A 17772-nucleotide genomic window follows, 5' to 3' on the forward strand; every position below is an offset into this window, starting at 1 on the left:
ATATTAGTCGTACTGGCGTTTGTTAAACCATTTATCGGCAAAATTAAGCCCTATTTTGAAGTTGATAAATCTTTCAGAGATAAGATTATTACTCAAAGCCCCTCTCTTACCTAAATCAATTCCTAAATCAATTCCATTCATTCTCATTACATTAGAATTTTGGAACGGAAATGTTCCTCCAAGGCTGATACCATACTCGTTGATATTGGTATTATTGATGTTAAGATTGCCTTTTTCATAATAAGCCCCATAACGATAGATAACTCTAGAAAAATAGTTTCTAAAATCGTTATGGTTCGGTAGATACCATCCTCCTACCGCTACACGGTAAGCATCTTTAAATGTAGCAGGAGCTCCCGAAAACTTTACTGCTCCACCTTTGGTATAATCCATTTGAGCTGAAATAAACCACTTAGCATCATGCCCTAGACCAAGCCCTAATGAGGCTCTTTGTGGGATAATATTATTCTCTTTATAAGAGTCTTTAGAAATCACCGTTTCGTCTACCTTTTCCTTACCATAGTAGTAATAAGTACTATTGAGGTAAGAGGCATCTATTGTCCCCATATTTCCAAAGGTGTAGGTAGCCCCTATCGTCATTTTTTTATCTTTAGGTAATTTCTTTTGATATACAGAACCTAAAGTAAAGTTCCAACTTTTTATCTTTCTAGAAGTTTCAAAACCGTTGATGAGTTCCGCTCCAGAAATAGCTACTTCTTCTCTATCCATAATCTTCCCAAAGTAGAAATTACTTCTTAAACCTAAAGAGAAAGACGGCGTAATCTGATAACCTATAGCAGACTGAATAGTGTTGAGTGTACCTTCTCCTGCAAAAGAATTAGCCTGTGTTACACTTCCGTTCACTGTGGTTTGAGAAAGAATATCATAACGCTTAGAACTATAAGGCTGATAACCTAAACCAAACTTAACCTTCTCCGAAAGTGGAAATGCTATAGAGATGTTAGATAAATAAGAAGAATGCTTAGTAACATCTAGATTGTTATAGTTAGACTTAAGGTACTGGTTATCATTATTCACCTGTACTTTAAAAGCCGTTAAACCAAAATTAGTATTTGCGGCTGGGTTGCTAAAGTTAAAACTATTATTAAAGTCCCAAACATAAGCCGTAGAAATCCCTGCCATAGCACTTATTTCCGCAGTATTATCATATTTAGTATCTCCTATCCCAAAGGCAGCATAGGGCGAATTACCTATATTCTGTGCAGACAATAATCCTGCAAAAATGATGAACGATGCGTTAATGATTTTCTTCATTATCTATATAAATATCTTAATCAGAACGCAAATATCCTAATTATAAATGAAATGAGAAAATTTAAAAGGCGTTAAAGTTTGTTAAGGCGTTACAGAACCTAAAAAAATTGGAAAATAGAGAGATTTTAGTATCTTTGGAACATGAATTGGGAAGCGGTTATTGGTCAAAATAAAATTAAGCAAACTCTACTAGAAAGCATTGATAATAATAGAGTAAGCCATGCTCAATTATTTTTGGGAGAAAATGGCTACGGGACTTTAGCTCTAGCTCTAGCCTACGCCCAAGAAATCTTAAAAAGAGAAAATGAAAAAGCCGCTACCAAAGTGGAGCATCTTAATCATTTAGATGTTCATTTTAGTTTTCCTGTGTTTAGAGATGATAAAGGGAAATCTGTAAGTAGTTTTTTCTTTGACACTTGGCGAGAGATGATGCTTAAAAACCCTTACTCCGAGCATCACGACTGGGTAAACCAACTAAATGCTGAAAACAAACAACTCTATATTTCTGTAGATGAAATTCTAGATAAAAGCGAAAAGTTTAGCCTTAAAAGTTTTGAAGGTGGCACCAAAATACTCATCATTTGGAACGCTGATAAAATGCGTGAAGACGCGGCAAACAAATTCCTTAAATTTCTAGAAGAACCGACTGAAAAAACCATTATTATCCTTACAGCCAACTCTTCGGAGGTGATGCTCCAAACGATACTTTCTCGTTGCCAAATCATTCAGGTTCCTAGGATTGAAGAACAAGATTTAGAGGAAAGCATTAGACTCCTTACCTCTGACGAAGATAAAATTAAAGAAGTCTTACACCAAGCTCAAGGCAACTATAATACAGCCTTAAAACTCATTACCGCAGAAAATTCTGACGAGGAGTATGAAAACTATTTTATACAATGGGTAAGATTAGCCTTCCAAGCGAAGAAAAATCCTAAAGTATTAAAAGACCTCATTATTTGGGCTAAAAACATTTCCGAATGGAACAGAGAGAAACAAAAAAACTTCTTAGAATACTGTGCCGAAATGTTTCGCTTGGCAATGTTACAGAATTATGGTGTTCAAAATTTAGTTTATAAAAGACTAATGAAAAACAATTTTAATTGGGAAGCTTTTTCTAACTTTATCCACGGTGCAAATATAGAAGATATCCTTTCTGAGATTTCTGATGCGGACTATCACCTTAGCAGAAATGCCAACGCTAAAATTCTATGGACGGATATGGGAATTAAACTAACAAGGTACATTCATAAAAGTAGTTCTTAAAAACTAAAAAAAGGCGTTTTGTAACGCCTTTTTCATTATTTCAATAACATCTCTACTGCTTTTGGTAGGATTTTATATTCTATCTCATGTACTTTAGCAACGATACTTTCTGCCGTGTCATTAGGAGTTATTTCAACTTTATCTTGTAAGATAATGTCTCCTTCGTCTATTCCAGAGGTTACAAAATGTACCGTAGCACCCGTTTCCTTCTCTCCTGCTTCTAATACAGCTTTATGAACATTCATTCCCCACATACCTTTACCTCCGAATTTTGGTAATAATGAGGGGTGTAAATTAACCATTTTACCTTGATAATCTTCGGTTAATGGCGATTTTATGATAGACAGAAAACCCGCTAGAACAATTAAATCAACATCATCAGAAAGTCGCTCTTTTAATTCAGAAGAAAAGTTTTGCCCTCTTTTAATCAGTAAAGTTTCTATTCCGTATTTACGAGCTCGTTCTAAACCATAGCAATCTCTATCTGCAACCACCATACTTATTTGAGCATTGCTAATCTCTTCATTTTCTATTGCTTCTATAAGTCTTTGGAGGTTACTCCCCGAACCAGAAACTAGAACTACAATATTTTTCATATTAAAAAATAATTAGTGTAGTACAATTTTCTCTGAGTGTTCCTCTATAACTCCTATCTCATAAGCATCTTCAACAAGGGATAATACCTTATCTTTATCCGCTGAATCTACCACAACTATCATACCCACTCCCATATTGAATGTGCCGAACATTTCCATTCTTTCCACACCACCTCTTTTCTCTAATTCTAGCATAATTTCAGGGATTTTTATTCTTGAGGTATCTATTTTAGCACATAATCCATCAGGGATAATTCTAGGAACATTCTCTATAAGTCCGCCACCTGTAATGTGTGCAATTCCTTTTAAATCTACCTCTTTCATTAGTTTATGAATAGGCTGATAGTATAACCTTGTAGGTTCTAAAAGAGTCTTATAAATAGGCTCTCCATTGAACTCTTCATAAAAATCAGGGAAGACTTTTCTCACTAAAGAAAAACCGTTAGAATGGAAACCAGAACTTGGAAAAGCAATAATGGTCTGACCTTTTTCAATTTTAGAACCATCTATAATTTGGTCTTTCTCTACAACTCCTACACAAAAACCTGCTACATCATAATCGCCTACTTGGTACATACCGGGCATTTCCGCAGTTTCACCACCAATCAAAGCACAATTGTTATCCTTACAAGCCTTTACCATTCCTAAAACTATTTCTGCGGCTACATCTGCATCTAACTTTCCGCAAGCCAAATAGTCTAAAAAGAACAAAGGCTGAGCGCCATGACACAAAATATCATTGGCACACATCGCAAAACAATCTATCCCTATAGATGAATACTGTTTGGTATCTAAAGCGATTTTTAGTTTTGTTCCTACCCCATCTGTACCACTTACTAAAACAGGATTTTTATAGTTAGAAATTTCATAAAATGCACCAAAACTCCCTAAATTATTAAGTACATTTTTGTTGTGAGTTTCAGCTACGGCAGATTTTATTTTATCTACGGTTTTGTACCCTTCTTCCTTATCTACACCAGCAGATTTGTAAGTATTACTCATTTTTAACTTTTTATTTTTATTAGTCCACAAATATAATGAAAAACGAGAAATTATTTAGTAATGCACCAAATAAAAAGGCTTGAAATGTATATCTATTTCAAGCCTTAATTTTAATGTATTAAAGAGTATCTGATTAGTACTCAAATAAGACACTTCCCCACGTAAACCCACTACCAAAAGCCGCAAGGCAAACCAAATCACCTCTTTTTATTCTTCCTTCTTCTACAGCTTCGCAAAGAGCAATCGGAATAGAAGCAGCCGTTGTATTACCATATTTCTGTATATTGATAAACACCTTATCTTCAGGCAATTTAAGTAATTGCTGAACATACTGTGCAATTCTAATATTGGCTTGGTGTGGTATCAATATATCTAAATCTTCTACTTTTTTCCCTGCTTTATCCAATGCTTCCAAAATACTTTCGGGGAAACGAGTAACCGCGTGTTTAAATACAAAGTTACCATTCATATAAGGATATAACTCTTGCTTAGTGATGGCATCTGCATCGTTTATTAAACGGTCGCTCCAGCCATATTTAGTACCTGGGAATTTCACTGCTAATTCCTCTGCATATTTTCCTTCAGAATGCATATTAACCGCTAAAACATTTCCTGACTCTTCAGAGTTAGCAGCTGATAACACCATTGCCCCTGCCCCATCTCCAAAAATAACTGAAACTCCTCTACCTTCATCAGAAAAATCTAATCCAAAAGAGTGTATTTCTGCACCTACCACTAATATGTTTTTATAAACATTCGCTTTTATAAAAGCATCTGCTACACTCATAGCATAAACAAAACCAGAGCATTGGTTTCTAACATCTAAAGCTCCTATTGTATTGCAGCCTAACATTTCTTGCAAAAGCACTCCACAACCAGGGAAATAATAATCAGGCGATAGTGTAGCAAAGATAATATAATCTATATCCTTAGCCTCCAATCCTGCATTTTTAATTGCTTTTTCTGCAGCCTTAAAACCTAGATAAGCCGTAGTTTCTTCTGCATCACATCTATTTTTACGATGTCTTCTTTCTTTAATCCCCGTTCTCTCCGTTATCCACTCATCACTCGTGGTCATTAGTTTTGACAAATCATCATTAGTTACTACATTATCAGGAACATAATAACCCAATCCTCTTATAACACTTCTTTGCATAGTTCAATTTAAAGCGACAAAAATAATACTTTTGAAAGTAACTCTCAAAATGTTTAATTATTTAGTCTAAATACTAAAATAGGTTATACTAAAGCGTTTAATGAAAATTTTTAGGTTTAGGTCTAAAATATTAAATTTGCAAAAACCTAATCTAATGAATCTAAAAAAAGACTTTTTCCTAGAGTGCTATCAACTAGGAATTATTAACTTTGGAAAGTTTACACTAAAAAGTGGTATAGAAAGTCCATTTTATGTGGATTTAAGACCATTAGCTTCCGACCCTAAAATTCTTAAAAAACTAGCTTCTTACCTCTTGAATCTTACAGATACACAAGATACAGAGTTGATCTGTGGCGTACCTTATGCTGCTCTACCTATGGCAACAGCAATGTCTTTAGAGAGTGAAATACCGCTCATAATTAAAAGAAAGGAAGCTAAAGCCTATGGTACTAAAAAACTGATAGAAGGAATTTATAAAGAAGGGCAAAAATGCCTTTTAGTAGAAGATGTGATTACCAGCGGTAAATCTTTACTTGAAACTATCCCTGAAGTTGAAAAAGAAGGGATTAAAGTAACCGATATTGTAGTAGTGCTAGACAGAGAACAAGGTGGAAAAGAACTGTTAGAAAAGCAAGGCTACCGTGTGCATACACTATTTGGAATAAGAGAAGTATGCGAAATGCTTTACAAAGAAGACTTATTGTCGGCAGAGGAAATAACGCAAATAAATCAGTTTTTAGACGGAAATCCTATTCAGTTTCAGGAGAAAAAAAGAATTTCTTATGAGTCTAAAATAGCTCACGCTAAACAGCCTGTTGCCAAAAGATTATTAGAAATAGCCTTAGAAAAACAATCTAACCTTATAGCTTCTGCTGATGTTATTACAACTAAGGAACTACTAGACTTTGCTGACAAGGTAGGACCTAATATCGTCGCTTTAAAAACGCACATTGACATCATCACCGATTTTGATTTTGACAATACCATACTTCCGCTCAAAGATTTAGCACAAAAGCATAATTTCTTATTGATGGAAGACCGAAAATTTGCGGATATTGGTAATACTCAAGAGCTACAGTATTCTTATGGAGTGTATCGCATTTCGTCTTGGGCGAATTTAATTACTTCACAAGTGATTGGTGGAGCTTCTTCATTAGATTATTTCTTAAATTCGGGTGTGATTGCCATTTTAGGAATGTCCTCCGAAGGTACACTTACAGATGCTAACTACCGTGAGAAAGCTATTAAAATTGCACAAACGCACCCTAATGTTATAGGTGGCGTTTCTCAAGATGCTTTACCTGAAGAGATGCTTCTTTTCACACCAGGTATTAATCTTGAAGACAAAGGCGATTCTAAAGGACAGCAATACAACACGCCTGAACACGCCTTTAAAAAACTCCATACCGATTTTATAATCGTAGGTAGAGGTATTTACAAATCTGATGATGCAGAACAAGCTTCTCTAAAGTATAAAATAGAGGGTTGGAAGGCTTATCAAGAATCGTTATAATAATCGCAAAGAGCTATTATAGAAATATCTATGACAGCTCTTTTTTTCTTTTTATATCATCTAAAAATGTATCTTTGGCTACATTTTAAGTTGTGAAAAAAGCATTATCATCTATTCTAATATTTTTATTTTTTATTCTAAGTTGTGCTGTAAAAGCTCAGCAAGATAGTGTTTGGGTTAAAGTTTCCTTTCCCGAAACGAAAGAAAATAGAGTTACTATCAATCAAAAAATCGTTCACTATCAAAACGAAAATTCAAATAGTATTCAGCTTCTAAACTGGACAGCAGCTTATCAACCTAAAAACACCACCCTAGCTAAAAGAATGCTAGAAGCTCGAAAAACTGACCTCTATTTCTCCAAACCAAAAGATAGAGGCTATCTAAAAGGTTTAAGTATCAACGGCGAAAAATATACCAATCTTGACCAAGAAATTATTACTATTCCATTAGAAAATATCAAAAGTAGAGATAATAAAATAGAACTGAATCTAATCTACGAACTACAACTTCCACACTCCAAATACACAGGCATAGGCTGGGATTCAGAAAAAGAAAAAGCTTTACTAAAGTATTTCTTTCTGGTTCCTAATACCAGCTATACACCAAGACATTTCCAAAATTTGGACGAAAAACAATATATAGGTGTTTTTTGGAACGTACAATTAGATAACCCTCTACTTAAAGCAAGTAGCAATCTGCAAGAAGTTCAGCCAAACCACTTTACAGGAACTCTAAATACAGACCCTGAATTTGTAATTTCATTAAAAAATAGTGAGGAAAATTTCACAATAATCTACAAAAATACTTTAGTAGAGTTTGCCTATCCTGTAAAACAAGAGGAAAAACAATCGCTCTATTTTTATGTGCCGCTTCAGCTCAATTTCATAGAAGAAAGTTTAGGTAAATTACCTAACAAAATACTCATAAGTGAAAGAACTAAAAACGAAAATAACTTTACAGGAATTGATGATTTTAAGTTAGGAAAGTTTAAGTTTAAAATGTTCAGCGATGCTCAAAAAACTGATCTTAATTACTTCTCCATCATTTCAAAGAAGTGTGTAGAACATCTTTTACAAACGGATAATCTTAATGCCCATTGGATTGAAAACGGACTAAAAACATACTTAGAAATAAGATATCTAAAGACCGTTTATAACGATGAAAAACTCTTAGGACAATTACCTGATAAACTCACTCTTTTCAAAATAAGCCCTCTAAAATGGAGTAATGCTTCTAAACTTAAGCTTACAGAGCGGTATGGGATTACTTATCAATACATTACTAGCCAAAATCTAGACCAGCCAATAGACACTCCACTCCAACTAATGAGTAACTTTAATACGATGGCAGTAAGCCAAATGGAAGCTGGAAGTTTGTTCAACTTTATTGCCGAAAAAATGGGCGTAAATCAGTTTAATAATTTTTTAAAAAGATATTTATCAGAACATAACGGAACGGTTATCAATAAAGAAGATTTCTTAAATCAACTCATTGTTGAATCCAAATATTCTACAAATTTTGCAGCTAATTTCATCAGGAAAAAAAACAGATTAGATTTCAAAATTAAAAAGGTTGAAAAACAAAAAAATGGACTGCTTGTTCATATTCACAAAAATACTGAGGAAAAAGTACCATTTCAATTAAAAGTTACAAATTTTGACAATCAAGATAGTCTATATTGGTATGATTCTTCGAACAAAAAGAAAGAAATTTACTACATTCCACAAACCGATGTAGAAAAAATCGTAATAAACGACGACTATCTTCTTCCCGAATATAATGTTAGGAATAATTATCTCTATACCAAAGGAATATTCTATAATATGAAAAAGCCAAGACTAAAATTTTATACCGATATTCCAGACCCAGAATATGAGGAAATTTATATTTCACCTTGTTTAAATTATAATTTTTACGATAAAGTACTTATAGGAGCTCGTATAAGTAACAGTAATCTTTTAGACAAGCCTTTCCTTTATTCTGTAATGCCTTACTATAGTACAGGAACTAATAAACTTACTGGCTCAGCAGGAGTATCCTATAATATTTTACCACCTAACAGTTTTTTTCAAAATTGGAGAATAGGAGCAAATGCTACGTATTTTCACTATAATAAAGACTTGGCTTTTAGAAGACTAACAATTTTTTCTAATATCACTTTGCCTAAAGATGCTAGAAGTCAAATAGAGCAAAGATTTGGGGCTTCATTTCAGCATCTTACAAGAGATTTAAGTCCATTGATGCAAAAAATGAACGATTATGATAAGTATAGCTTATTCAATATAAATTATACCTACTCTGATAGAAAAGCTATACATGAAAAGCTATTTTCAACCAATTTCCAAGCAGGTGGAGATTTTAGCAAAATTTCAGCAGAAGCCTTTTACAGATGGGAATATCAACAAAATAAAAAACTTAGTTTAAGATTTTTTGGAGGCTATTTTTTACAGAATCAAACAAGAAACTCTTACTTTGATTTTGGAATTTCTTACTTATCTAACTATGCATTTACCTATAGCATCATTAGACAAACTAATAGCAACTACCTTGCTCCTAGACAATTTATAATGGCAGAAGGAGCGTTTAAGTCTGCTATAAATGATACCGCAAACCAATGGATAAACAGTGTTAATATAGACTTACATTCGTTCCGTTTCTTTAGCGTATACGCAGATGTAGGATTGTATAAAAATAAAAACCAATCTCCACACTTTATATGGGATACGGGTGCAAGTCTAAAAGTTATTCCTGATTTATTTGAAATTTACTTCCCTATCCAATCATCTTTAGGGTTTGAGCCTTCTTTTAAAGACTACTCTAAAAGGATTAGATTTATGTTTAATTTCAACCTAAATGCAGTAGTAAACCAACTTAGGAGAGGTTGGTTTTAAATACGGAAAAATTTATATTAAATTTTATTTCTTTGTAAGTTGATAATCTTCTTTAATATCTTTAGAACCAACTTCTGGAACTAGAAATAAACCCTTGTCCGAAACATAGAATACCTGTTGTTCCTCAGCATCTTCTCCATCGGTGAGTGTAATGAATTTTTTGGTAACATCCCATGTAAAAGTTCCGTTGTTTTCTAACTTTTCCTTATCCATATAATCTGAAGTCATGTGATAAGACCAGTCTTTTTGGTTTAAAGTCAGAGTAACCTTAATCCCATCACAATCAGCACAAGGAAATACTCCTTCATAAGTTTCAGTAGTTTCATTTTTATCAGTAACACTTTCTTGAACTACCTCTGATGAAGTATGATTTACAGAGTTTTTTTCATTTTCTTTTTTATTACAAGATACCAATGCTCCTAAAACCAAAATAGCAATACCAAAATTTTTCATTTTACTTCTAATTTTATTTATATCCAAAAATAGACTAAAATATTCAAAAAATCTACATTTATAACTATATTTGTAGCTTATTAAGATTTTAATACCTAAGTTATGCTTAACAATAAAAAATTAGCCATAGATTTTGATGGCACTATTGTAGAAGACGCTTACCCAGGAATAGGTAAGCCTAAAGTTTTTGCATTTGAAACTCTAAAAAAACTCCAAATGGAAGGCTATAGACTAATACTATGGACTTACCGTAGCGGAAAAGCTCTAGACGAAGCCGTAGAATTCTGCAGAAAACATGGACTAGAATTTTATGCTATCAACTCAAGTTTTGAAGGAGAAGTTTTTGATAGTGCTACACAAAGTAGAAAGCTTGATGCAGATTTATTTATTGATGATAGAAACCTTGGTGGTTTCCCAGGTTGGGGCGAAGTTTATAATATCATTAAAGATAAAATAGAATTCAGAGTAGAAGGGAAAGAAGTTTTAGCCTATTCTAAACTAAAAAAAGAAAAGAAAAAAGGGCTTTTTTGGTAAAAAGTTCGTAAAAATAATCATTTATGATACAGCTTAAGACGATTGAGGAGCTAAGATTGATGAAGGAGAGTGCCCAACTGGTTTCTAAAACTTTGGGTATGTTGGCAAAGGAAATAAAACCAGGCGTTACCACCAATTATTTAGATACTCTAGCAGCGGAATACATCAAAGACCACGGCGGCGAACCTGCTTTCCTAGGAATGTATGGCTTTCCTAAAAATCTTTGTATTTCGCCAAATTCAGAGGTGGTACACGGTATTCCTAATGATACTCCTCTTAAAGAGGGCGATATACTTTCTGTAGATTGTGGCGTCTATATGAATGGATTTTACGGCGACCACGCTTACTCTTTTGAAGTAGGAGAAGTAACTCCAGAAACAAAAAAATTATTAAAAGTAACCAAAGAATCTTTATACAAAGGGATAGAACAATGCGTAAGAGGAAAACGCGTTGGTGATATATCTCACGCTATACAAAGCCATTGCGAGGCTCATGGTTATGGTGTGGTGAGAGAACTTGTAGGGCATGGCTTAGGCAAAAAAATGCACGAAGACCCACAAGTACCTAACTACGGCAGAAAAGGAAGTGGAAAGGTATTAAAAGACGGTATTGCTCTAGCTATAGAACCCATGATTAACATGGGAACTCACGAAGTAGTTTTCCATAGCGATGGCTGGACGGTAACTACTAAAGATAACCTTCCTTCAGCACACTTTGAACATAATGTATGTATCATTGGAGGGAAACCTGTTTTACTCTCTACCTTTAAATATATTTATGAAGCTCTCGGTATCAGTAGTTCAGAAGAAGAACCTTTTAATATGGATTTTTAAATAAAAATAAAAAGCGGTTTGACAAAAAATCAAACCGCTTTTTATTTTTGTCATCAATTTTTTCCTAGCCTTCTAAAAGATACTCGTTATAATCGCCTAGAAATTTAACTTTAACTCCTATAGACTCTAATTCTTCCAATGCATTTTGATAAAGGATATTTCCCCAATCTCCCACAACATTGATAAAGAAGAAATAATTACCAAGTCCTGTTTTTAGAGTTCGACTTTCTATTTTAGATAAATTCATCTTACGCCACGCAAATACCGATAAAATCTGATGTAATCCTCCAGCATAGTCCGTTGGTAAAGTAACCAATAAACTGGATTTTTGAGCTAAAGACTGATACGGTAGCTCTAACTTATTCTCTCCTCTCTTTGAAACCACCACAAAGCGAGTATGATTTTGTTCAAAATCCTGTATGTTAGAGTGTAAAATTTTAAGGTTATAAAGCTTTGCTGCATAAGTATTCGCAACCGCTGCCCAAGGTTCATTTGGATTTTCTGAAACTAGTTTTGCCGCCGCTGCTGTAGAAGTATAATCTGTGGTCAAAATTTCTTTGAATTGATTTCTTCTAAAATGAAAAGTTTGGGCTAATGCCTGTGGGTGAGAAATAATATTCTCTACCGAAGTATTATTAGGGTGTACCATTAAATGATGAGAAATAGGCATCACTACCTCCGTATTGATAGCAATATCTTTAAAATCGTATAAATAATCCAGAGTTACTGAAACGGTACCCTCTATGGAATTTTCTAAAGGAACTACAATTTTATCTACTTTACCCTCGTCTAAGGCTATAAAACAGTCTAATATACTGGTTTGAGGCAATAACTCCTCATTCAAAAAAACCTGAGAGGCAGCTAACTGAGTGAAAGAAGCCTGTGGTCCTAAAAACGCTATTTTCATATTATGATTACTCTATTCTAAGGTAACACTACCAGTGGAATATCACCTACATATACCAACTCGTTAACTAAAAACTTCCTAAATATATGGTCTGTTACAAATCTATTCCCTTTCTGTAATACAAGAATTTCCGTTTCATTATTATTGATGACTTTCTTTATTCCTTCAGAGGGAACATTAGACTCATATATAGCATAGTCTGCTTGGTAATTTTCAGCATAAAGTTCTACTAATTTCTCCAAATTTCTTTTGTGTTCTTCCACATTTTCTTCTGGCTTCGCTATATAGAAAAAAACAATTTGTGTTTCTTTTTCATTTACAAACTTCAAAAAATGGTTCAGTTCTAGAATATTCAGCGGATACTTCTGCTTTACTGCTACAAATATTCTATTTACGGAGAATGAATCAATTTCCCCTGGAAGCACAACAACACTATTTTTAATTTTATCAATTATATGTACAGCTTTACTTCCTAAAAATATTTTCTTTAAAATACCTGCATTTTTTGTTCCTAGAAGAATCATATTATGATATGGTTCACTCAGTAACTTTTCTAATATTTCTTGCAAGTCTAATTCCGAAGCTAAATAAGAAACCTCTAAAGTAGATGATATAATAGGTTTGACAAAACCTCTAAGTTTATCAAAGGCTTCCGCATTAGAATTTCTAATAATTTTGTTTCTATCTTGTATATCTGCCAATGCTGGTACCAACACATTGTTCTGATGAACTAATACCAGTTCTACATCAACCTTGCTTCCCCAATCACTGGCATATTTCAATAAGTTTTCAGAATATTCGGAAAAATCTACTAATACAATAATTCGTTTTTTCATATGCTATCCTGTATTTATTGGGTTACGCAAACATTGTTTTACTTCTTCCAAATCACTATTCTTATTTGCTAAAACAATAAGAGTATCATTTTCTTTTATAGCGGTAGAACCTCCTGGGCGAAGATACTTCCCTTCCCTCTTTATCATCACTATAAACGCTGACTTAGGAAAATGTAAATCTACTATTCGTTTTTCTTTAGCATAATAATCTGGCTCTATATTATATTCTTGCAAAAGAGATTTAGGAATGTTTGCCATTTCGCTTTCGTCTTCTTCTACTATATTTTTCTTTTCTTCCTCTGGTAATGCTACATTAAGCCATTTAGCAAAAATGGAAAGCGTAGTCCCTTGAATAAGAACAGAGGTAACTGATATAAAGAATACAATATTAAAGATAATGTGAGCTTTATCTATCCCTGCTAATAAAGGGTAAGTTGCAAATACGATAGGTACTGCACCTCTAAGTCCTACCCATGATATATAAAGTCTTCTTCTCATTTTCATTTTGAAAAAGGCGAGACTAATAAGCACACTTGCTGGACGAGCTACTAGTATTAAAAACAATGATATTACTAAACCTATACCTATGTAAGGAACTATTTGAGTTGGATAAACCAAAAGCCCCAAAGTAAGGAACAGAACAATTTGCATAAGCCAAGCCAAACCGTCATACATTCCTAGAATGGTATTCTTGTAGATAATATCTTGATTACCTAAATACACCGCACATATATAAATAGCCAAGAACCCATTACCATCTATTGCATCTGTCGCAGAGAATACAATAAACATAATGGCTATTACTAAAACTAGATAAAGTCCCTCAAAACCTAGTTTAATATTATTTATAATAAACTTACTTAATTTCCCAAACAAAATCCCCGCAATACCACCTATTATCATTTGTCTAAAAAACAACGGTATAATAGAAGTTATACTTTGGTCTTGATTGATAACTAAGGTTAAGAAAGCTATTGTGAGCACATACGCCATCGGGTCATTACTACCACTTTCCAGCTCTAGAGTTGGTCTAAGATTAGTTCTTAATGCCAAATTCTTTGACCTAAGAATAGAAAATACTGCAGCTGCATCTGTGGAAGACACTATCGACCCTAAAAGCATACTCTCATAGATGGTAAAATCTGTAACATACCATACGAATAGCCCCAAACATAATGCTGTAAGTAAAACGCCTACCGTAGATAACACCAAACCTTCTTTTATGACGGGTTTTATGGATTTCCAATTAGTGTCTAAACCTCCCGAAAATAGTATAAAATTAAGAGAAACTATCCCTATAAATTGAGCCGTTTTAGAATTATCAAAATGAATTCCTCCAAAACCATCAGACCCAGCCAACATACCTATAGCCAAAAATAACAGCAATGTAGGTACTCCAAATTTATATGATGTTTTTCCAACAATGATACTTATGAAAAGTAGTATAGAACCAATAAGTAATATATTTTCCGTCGTTAAAGCCATTTATTCTGCAAAATTTTCCTATTCAAGCAAAGATACAGAAATACAGCTTAAAAAACAACTATTCTAGTAATCAACACTTAAACAATACATTACAAAAAGAAGCTACCTCAAGTTGAGATAGCTTCTTTTTATTATGAATAATTTATATCAATTAAATTTTGATATCTTCCTGTTTTTTACCTTTTAGTAAATCATACGATATACCCGAAGCAATAAAGATAGAAGAATAAGTACCAAAACCAATACCTAATAATAAGGCAAACATAAACCCTCTTAAACTATCACCTCCAAATATGAATATCGCTAAAATTACTAACATTACAGTAAGTGAAGTGTTAATAGTTCTACCCAAAGTACTACTAATGGAATCATTAAACAACCCTTCCAAAGTAGTAGACTTTCTCTCTCTTAGATATTCACGGATACGGTCAAATACAATTACAGTATCATTGATAGAGTACCCTAGCACTGTAAGTATCGCTGCGATAAAGTCCTGATTAATCTCCATATTGAAAGGAGAAATTTTATAGAATAAAGAGTAAGCTCCTAAAATGATAATAGCGTCATGGAACAATGCTAACACAGCACCTAGAGAGAACTGCCATCTTCTAAAACGGAACAAAATATAGATAAATATTCCTAATAAAGAAGCTAGTACTGCAAAAGTACCACCTATCTTAATATCATCCGCTACAGATGGTCCTACTTTAGTAGATGAAACTATACCTAAATTATCTCCTTCCGCACTCTTAAATTTATCTAATGTATAACCAGCTGGATAATTAGACTTCAATCCTTCAAATAATTTAGCTTCAATCTCTTGGTCTGCCGCTAATGATTCATCATCAATCTTATAGTCAGTTGTGATTTTTAATTGATTAGAAGTACCAAATGTCTTTACATCTACTGAGTTATTCTTTCCGTCCTTAGTTTGGAACAATTCTGATAGACTAGCTTCCGCTTGAGCAGCATCTACAGTTTTATCAAACTTAACTACATAGTTTCTTCCTCCTTCAAAATCTACCCCTAGCTTAAAGCCGTTTACCACTATAGAAACCACACATATAGCAGTAAGAACTCCTGAAAAAGCATAAGCAAACTTTCTCTTCTCTATGAAGGCTACCCATACATTTCTAAATACATTTTTCGTAGCTGATGTCCATACAGAAAGACCTTTACCTTTATTAAGTCTACTAAATATCATTACTCTAGAAAGTAGCACTGAAGTAAAGAATGTCATAATAAGACCTATAATAAGTGTTACCGCGAAACCTTGGATAGGTCCTGTACCAAATATATAAAGCACCACCGCAGTAAGCAATGTAGTAATATGTCCGTCTACAATCGCAGAAAGTGCATGTTTGAAACCATCATGATAAGCCTCTCTAATATTTTTACCTGCAAAAAGCTCTTCTTTAGTTCTTTCATAGATAATTACATTGGTATCTACTGCCATCGCCATCGTTAGAACTATACCCGCAATACCTGGTAAAGTAAGCGTAGCATCCATAGAGTCCATAATACCAAAGATATAGAACAAGTTGATAATCATAGCAATTACAGCATAAACACCTGCACCTCCGTAGTAGAATATAATATAAACTACAATAAAGATAAATGCTATAATAAATGACCACATACCCGCATCGATAGAAGCCTGCCCTAAAGATGGACCTACAACATCTGCCTGTACAATTTTAGCACTTGCTGGTAATTTACCTGTGTTTAAAACATTTACTAAATCTTGAGCTTCATCTTGAGTAAAGTTCCCCGAAATTTGTGTACGCCCATTAGGGATTGCATTCACTACATTAGGTGCTGTATATACTCTATTGTCTAGAGTAACCGCTACTGGTTTACCTACATTTTTTTCAGTTAGAATCTTCCAGTCCTTAGTACCCTCACTATCCATCTGCATATCTACCACTACTCTACCTATTTGGTCGTAGCTGATATTTGCCTTATCTACCGCACCATCTACAGGAGCTTTACCTGAAATATTAGAACGAATAGCATACAATACCAAGTGGTCAGGGTCTGTAGATTCAGGCTTATAAGCCCATAAAAACTTAGTATATTTAATGTTACTTGGTCTTGCGTTTAAAGCCACTGAGCTATTAAGAATTTTGTTAACAGTAGCTGTGTCGCTTAACTTAATGTTACCAACTCCATTGCTTCTAAGCGTATTTAGATTAAGTAACGCTGGGAAATTAGTTGTTTTAGCAACACCCATAGAATCTCCCTTAGCTAATACTAATTTTGAAAGTTGCTCAAAGTAAGGTGCTACTTCTGGCACTTGCTGAACTTCCCAAAACTGAAGTTTAGCAGAAGTCTGAAGCATTTTCTTTACTCTATCAATATCTTTAATACCTGGCATCTCCACCAATATTCTACCTGTACCAGGTACTCTCTGAACATTAGGTTGAGTAACTCCCATTTTGTCTATACGAGTTCTAATAACTTCATAAGCAGAACCTACCGCAGCATCTATCTTCTTTCTGATGATAGATTTAACCTCATCATCATTAGTGTTAAATTTGATTTCACTACTTAATTTTTGAGTTCCAAATATTTCTGGACTCGCTAACTTTAAGTTTGCTCCTTTACTTTTGTTCACGTTATCAAACTGAACAAAGAAGTCCTCTATATAAGATTTAGTAGAATTTCTCTGAGCTACATCTGTTTTATCTAGTGCTTCTATGAGGATTGGGTTAGATGAATAGTTAGTTAAATCCATCACCAAATCTCTCTGATTGATTTCCAAAAGCACATTGATACCACCTTTTAAGTCTAGACCTAACTTCATTTCACGCTCTTTAGCGGCAGTGTAATAAAGTTTAGTAAACCATAAATTAAGAGTATCTTTAGACAGACGATCTATCTCTTTTTGATACTTTGCCTGATTGTCTCCTGCTATTGCTCTAGCTTCTTTCTCTACCTTGCTCGCATAAAAAGTAGGGAGCATTTCGTTAAGACAAATAAGCCCTAGAACAATCGCAACAACTGTAATAAGTCCTTTTCCTTGCAT

14 protein-coding genes are annotated in these 17772 nt (G+C 33.8%); 5 read left to right on the forward strand and 9 right to left on the reverse strand.

What is annotated here, in order from left to right; genetic code table 11:
* Positions 1–3 precede the first annotated feature (3 nt).
* Positions 4–1275 (reverse strand): hypothetical protein, encoded by a 1272-nt coding sequence (locus tag VIX88_RS01665; RefSeq protein ID WP_064970192.1) that lies wholly within the window; start codon positions 1273–1275, stop codon positions 4–6.
* 141 nt (positions 1276–1416) lie between these two features.
* Between VIX88_RS01665 and VIX88_RS01670 the strand changes: the two genes are divergently transcribed.
* Positions 1417–2538 (forward strand): ATP-binding protein, encoded by a 1122-nt coding sequence (locus tag VIX88_RS01670; protein WP_064970191.1) that lies wholly within the window; start codon positions 1417–1419, stop codon positions 2536–2538.
* A 35-nt stretch (positions 2539–2573) separates the two neighbouring features.
* On the opposite strand, the gene purN is transcribed toward VIX88_RS01670, so the two are convergent.
* The 3 genes from purN to VIX88_RS01685 all read right to left on the reverse strand — a co-directional run bounded on the left by purN (position 2574) and on the right by VIX88_RS01685 (position 5292).
* Entirely contained in the window at positions 2574–3134 is a 561-nt protein-coding gene (gene purN, locus VIX88_RS01675) for a phosphoribosylglycinamide formyltransferase (protein WP_214193972.1), read from the reverse strand.
* Positions 3135–3146: 12 nt separating this feature from the next.
* Positions 3147–4136, reverse strand: a complete 990-nt coding sequence (purM, locus tag VIX88_RS01680; protein WP_064970189.1) for a phosphoribosylformylglycinamidine cyclo-ligase — start codon at positions 4134–4136, stop codon at positions 3147–3149.
* 133 nt (positions 4137–4269) lie between these two features.
* Positions 4270–5292 (reverse strand): 3-oxoacyl-ACP synthase III family protein, encoded by a 1023-nt coding sequence (locus VIX88_RS01685; protein WP_064970188.1) that lies wholly within the window; start codon positions 5290–5292, stop codon positions 4270–4272.
* Positions 5293–5446: 154 nt separating this feature from the next.
* Here VIX88_RS01685 and pyrF point away from each other — a divergent pair, with 154 nt between their 5' ends.
* The gene (gene pyrF / locus VIX88_RS01690) at positions 5447–6805 is read left to right on the forward strand and encodes an orotidine-5'-phosphate decarboxylase (RefSeq protein ID WP_185114015.1); all 1359 of its coding nucleotides are present in this window, start codon (positions 5447–5449) and stop codon (positions 6803–6805) included.
* A gap of 92 nt (positions 6806–6897) precedes the next feature.
* Entirely contained in the window at positions 6898–9696 is a 2799-nt protein-coding gene (locus VIX88_RS01695) for an aminopeptidase (RefSeq protein WP_214193973.1), read from the forward strand.
* Positions 9697–9720: 24 nt separating this feature from the next.
* Here the strand turns inward: VIX88_RS01695 and VIX88_RS01700 are convergent, their stop codons facing one another.
* On the reverse strand, positions 9721–10149 hold the full coding sequence (locus VIX88_RS01700; RefSeq protein WP_064970185.1) for a copper resistance protein NlpE: 429 nt from the start codon (positions 10147–10149) through the stop codon (positions 9721–9723).
* Positions 10150–10251: 102 nt separating this feature from the next.
* Here VIX88_RS01700 and VIX88_RS01705 point away from each other — a divergent pair, with 102 nt between their 5' ends.
* Together VIX88_RS01705 and map are read left to right on the forward strand one after the other, a co-directional pair.
* Positions 10252–10683, forward strand: a complete 432-nt coding sequence (locus tag VIX88_RS01705) for a BT0820 family HAD-type phosphatase (protein WP_004918783.1) — start codon at positions 10252–10254, stop codon at positions 10681–10683.
* 23 nt (positions 10684–10706) lie between these two features.
* Positions 10707–11516, forward strand: coding sequence for a type I methionyl aminopeptidase (map, locus tag VIX88_RS01710; RefSeq protein WP_064970184.1), 810 nt, complete (start codon positions 10707–10709; stop codon positions 11514–11516).
* Between the two features lie 64 nt (positions 11517–11580).
* Here map and pheA read toward each other — a convergent pair whose 3' ends face one another.
* The 4 genes from pheA to secD all read right to left on the reverse strand — a co-directional run bounded on the left by pheA (position 11581) and on the right by secD (position 17772).
* Positions 11581–12423: a prephenate dehydratase gene (gene pheA / locus VIX88_RS01715; RefSeq protein ID WP_064970183.1), complete on the reverse strand. Its 843-nt coding sequence runs from the start codon at positions 12421–12423 to the stop codon at positions 11581–11583.
* Between the two features lie 17 nt (positions 12424–12440).
* Positions 12441–13259, reverse strand: coding sequence for a universal stress protein (locus tag VIX88_RS01720; protein WP_064964677.1), 819 nt, complete (start codon positions 13257–13259; stop codon positions 12441–12443).
* A gap of 3 nt (positions 13260–13262) precedes the next feature.
* Positions 13263–14744, reverse strand: coding sequence for a potassium/proton antiporter (locus VIX88_RS01725; protein WP_064970182.1), 1482 nt, complete (start codon positions 14742–14744; stop codon positions 13263–13265).
* A 151-nt stretch (positions 14745–14895) separates the two neighbouring features.
* Positions 14896–17772: a protein translocase subunit SecD gene (gene secD, locus VIX88_RS01730; RefSeq protein ID WP_214193975.1), complete on the reverse strand. Its 2877-nt coding sequence runs from the start codon at positions 17770–17772 to the stop codon at positions 14896–14898.

It is taken from the genome of Riemerella anatipestifer, assembly GCF_035666175.1.
Classification (GTDB): domain Bacteria; phylum Bacteroidota; class Bacteroidia; order Flavobacteriales; family Weeksellaceae; genus Riemerella; species Riemerella anatipestifer_D.